Source organism: Pantoea sp. Taur, from assembly GCF_009830025.1.
In the GTDB taxonomy this organism is placed as follows: domain Bacteria; phylum Pseudomonadota; class Gammaproteobacteria; order Enterobacterales; family Enterobacteriaceae; genus Pantoea; species Pantoea communis.
This window is the reverse complement of record NZ_SZZZ01000050.1, coordinates 1-4462: the sequence shown is the minus strand read 5'-3', so window position 1 is coordinate 4462 and position 4462 is coordinate 1. Positions and strand designations below refer to the sequence as shown.

Genomic DNA, 4462 nt, shown 5'->3' with positions numbered 1-4462 from the left:
ATTACGGCAACCACATCAGTGGCAGCATTGCTATTAATGATGAAGGTGGCACCCAACTCACCATGCAAGAGTTTGAAGAGCATTACCTTGACGATGTCGTCAACAATGTCATTTATCCGGTCACGGGGAGTGGTAATAAGTTTTTATCCTGTTTAATGCAATTATTAATTTTTGTTGGAAATTCTTATTGTTTTATCATTAAGCGTTAGTTTCTATAAAGTGATTCTGGCCCAACTCTTGAGTCCATTATACCATTATACCATTGGTCCATTATACCATTATACCATTGGTCCATTATGGTGAGAGGACTTCAGTCCCAAGTTGGATAAATTTATTTTTTTATTTCATGTTATCAAAAGGATGTATTGACACTAAAATGTCAAAAGGGCGGTAAGAAATAAGTGCAACCAGTATTTATTTAGGAGACACAACTTTATTAACATTAAGAAAAACCAATATAAAATAAAAATACAAATTGATTGACACTAAGTTTAATATAAAAGTTATAAATAGAAGGTAAGAACAAGGAGCTGAAAGAATCAATTCCTAAATTACAATTATAACATGGCAGAAAAAATTAATTTTTACAAACTTATCGAATTCTCTCTAAAGAGAAAATATGCATTTGTGGGTCTGCAATGAGGATTCTATCTATCAAAAGCCCAATTTTTTAGAACTGCAATCACCAAGATTGTAAAAAACTGTAATGTTATCACATTAATTTCTGTACAACTATAAAATTTATTTACTTTAAGTTTTGTAAAAAACTAAGAAACATTATGATGGTGACGACTTAGAAGTGCAATAGCTTTGTGAGATGACTTTGCTTATTAACTTTACAGCAATAGATTACTGCGAAGATAAGTCCTTGAAATATTGAAAAGGAAATTCTGGAAGACTTATGTCAGCATCAATATGTTTTGTGTATTTTCCACTTGGAGAGGATTATTATTATTATTTATTATTATTATTATGTTGGCACAACAACTCGGCGACGAGTCCCGGCCTCCTCCACCAGCTTCCTCCAGTCATCTCTGTTCAGTGCTGCTGTCATCCAGTTACGGACTCCCAGTACATTTCCAGCGTCTCCCTCCACTCCATCAGACCACCTAAGCTTCGGTCTTCCCCTTCTTCTAGTGCCGTGGAGAGGTTCAGTTAGGAGCTTTTTAGGGATTGCCTCATTGTTCATCCTAGCTACGTGGCCAGCCCATCGCAATCTTCCCAGCTTCATTGTCAGAACAACATCTTTTTCATTAAAAATGGAACAGATTTCGTTGTTCGTCCGCCTTCTCCAGTTTCCGTCGATATGGACTCCTCCAAAGATCCTTCGAAGAATTTTCCTTTCGAAGACCAAGAGGTCTTGTTCTATTCTTTTGCTTGTAGTCCATGTTTCTGATCCATACAGTAGGACGGGGCGGATTAATGTCCTGTATAAGTGATGCTTGGTCTGCCGGGATAAAAGGCGGGAGGTGAATTCCTTGCGGAGGCCAAAATAGCACTTGTTCGCCATCAATATTCTTCTCTTCACTTCAGCCGCAGGTGAATTATCTTGAGTGACCAGAGACCCCAAATATGTGAACTGGTCCACCTTCTCGAAGTTGAAGAAGCCGATATTAATAGTTTCACCAGGACGAGCAGCTTCTCCTGTTACCATATATTTAGTTTTGTTTGAGTTTATTTCTAACCCAAGCACTTTGGCGGCCTCTAATAGAGCCAATAGCCCCTCTCCAACTGACTCCAACGATCGCCCCACAATGTCCACATCGTCTGCAAACGCTAAGAGCTGTACCATTCGATTATAAATAGTTCCTTTCGTTTGCAAACCAGCGTCCCTTACTGCTTTCTCAAGCGCCAAGTTAAAAAGAAGGCACGCCAGTGCATCTCCTTGGCGAAGTCCTTTTCTTGAGGAGAATTCTTCCGTTCTTTGTCCACCAACCTGCACAGTACACTTCACATTCCTCATGGTCAGCTTTACCAATCGTATCAGCTTCTCTGGGATGTTAAACTCTTCTAGCGCCTTGTATAGTTCTTCCCGGTTAATGCTGTCATAAGCTGCCTTGAAGTCCACAAAAAGATGGTGGGTTTTAATTTGATGTTCATTTCCCCTCTCAAGAATTGTTCTGAGGGAGAAGATTTGATCTGTGGTAGATCTTCCTCGCCGAAATCCACTTTGGTAGGGACCAAGCTCCCGCTCCGCGTAGGGTAGGAGACGCTGGAAAAGTATATTGGATAGGATTTTATATCCACAAGAGAGAAGGGAGATACCTCTATAATTTTGACACTGGAGTTTGTCTCCTTTCTTGAAAACAGGACAAATAACCGCCTTTTTCCAGTCTTCCGGTAGCGCCTCTTCCTCCCAGATGCTCAAGATAATGTCTTGAACTCTCTTTGTCAGCTGTTCACCTCCGTTCTTAAAGAGTTCGGCTGGCAGTTCATCAACTCCAGGTGCTTTGTTATTCTTGAGTCTGTCGATGGCATCCGTTATCTCCTCATCATCAGGTGGTTCCAGGCTATTATCCCGGCCACTGGCTGAAAAATCCTCTCCAGTATCTGTTTCACAGTAAACAGAGTCTAGAAGTCCTTCAAAGTGACTTTTCCATAGCAGTAGAACGTGCTCCTTGCAGGCAACTATTTTCCCGTCCACGTCTTTACAGGTATCCGGTACAGCTGCTCGGTATTTTCTTCTTCTATTGACACTCCTGAAAAAGTCCCTCGATTCTTTCTCCCTCCAGTGCTCTTCTGTCTTCTCCAGTTCCTCTCTCTCCCTTTGCCTCTTCTTCCTTTGGTGGAGTCGCTTTTCCTCTCTCCTCCTCTCTTTATATTCCTCAACAGCCCTTCGGGTCCCTTTCTTCAGCATTTTCTTATACGCTATATTCTTTACATTAGTGGCAGCATTACATTCTCCGTCAAACCATGGGGATCTCATCTCCTTTTCTCTTGGTCCCAGCACATTGTTGGCTGTCTCTCGTATTGCAGTCACACAACTTGACCAAAGGAGTTCAATGTTTGTCAACTCCACAGCTTCAGCGCAGCGGATGTTCTCATCCAGCTTCTCAATGTACAGTTGCTTGGTATCTGGTGCCTGGAGCTTACTAAGGTTATAACGCCGAGGTTTTATGATTGGACCTCCCGACTTTTTGAAGGAGATCTTAGGGGTGATATGGGCTATACACAGGAAGTGGTCCGAATCCACGTTGGCACTTCGGAACGTTCTCACATTTTTAAGACTGGATTTGTGCCTTTTGTCAACTAAGATATGATCTATTTGGTTAACATGTAACCTGTCAGGTGTGGTCCAAGTGCCTTTATGGATGTCCTTGTGCGCAAAGAGGGTACTTCCAACAATCATGTCTCTAGAGGCAGCAAAGTTAATAAGCCTTGTACCATTGTCATTAGACTCATCATGTAGGCTATGTTTTCCGATGGTTGGGTGGTATATCTCTTCCTTTCCTACTTTAGCATTATAGTCCCCAACGACTATTTTCATGTCGTATCTTGGACACTGATCAAAAGTCCGTTCCAGCTGCTCATAGAAGCAGTCCTTGTCCTCTTCACTCGAAGCTTCCGTCGGGGCGTGTACACTTATAACGCTGTAATTATAAAACCTTCCACGAATCCTTAGCACACAAATGCGTGGATTGACAGGCTTGAACCCAATCACTAATTGTCTGAAACGCCCTCTGACTACAAATCCTACGCCATATTCGTGGAGGGTATCGCTACAGCTATAGTAAACGGTGTGTCGCCTCTTTTCAAGTATATCCTGGCCAGTCCATCTAATTTCCTGGATGGCAGCGATGTCCAATTTGAAGTGGTCAATCTGGTCTAGGAGCAGTTTCAGTGCTCCGGGTCGGTATAATGAAAGAATATTCCAGAATCCGATGTTAATCCTATAGGGGTTGCTTGGTCGTTTCCGTTTATGACAATCAAGATCCGAGGCTGATTTTGGTTTCTGCGAAATATGTATTTCAGGTAGGGGGGCTTCTAACCCTCACTCCGTACCCTAGTATACTGGTGGGGCTGCCACCTTGGTGCCTGTATACCTGCACCCCCATCTGGGGCAGCTACCTAGGAAAGGTGGTCCTAGGGTGTGTACTGTAGGTGACCTTAGTGTGTAGTGTACTGTAGTTAGTGTATTCTGTGTGTGTGTTAGAGTATTGTTCCCCCAACCTGGAGGGCCAGTGGCTATCTGCGGTCCTAAGACCGGGCGATGGGGCCGCCATCTCCCTACGCCATCGTGCTATCAAAGAGTTGGGAATTTAAATGAGCCACTAAGTTTGCCTGGAGATCGGTTAAGAGCTCGAAGTATTACTGAAAGCAGTTTCAATAAGTTTGATAAGTCGATAAGAAGAATATTGTTTTATGACCATCTACATAACAGTCTCTACCATTTACAAAAAACCGTAATCTGAAATATACTTTCTATCAAAAGTTACACACGAGCATACCCACAATAAAAGAT

2 protein-coding genes are annotated in these 4462 nt (G+C 42.4%); one reads left to right on the top strand and one right to left on the bottom strand.

The window, feature by feature from the left end:
- A partial coding sequence (locus FD744_RS25120; RefSeq protein ID WP_160870014.1) for a hypothetical protein occupies window positions 1-209 on the top strand: 209 nt, incomplete at its 5' end.
- 761 nt (window positions 210-970) lie between these two features.
- Here FD744_RS25120 and FD744_RS25115 read toward each other — a convergent pair.
- Window positions 971-3868, bottom strand: coding sequence for a reverse transcriptase domain-containing protein (locus FD744_RS25115; RefSeq protein WP_373424455.1), 2898 nt, complete (start codon window positions 3866-3868; stop codon window positions 971-973).
- Window positions 3869-4462: the final 594 nt, after the last annotated feature.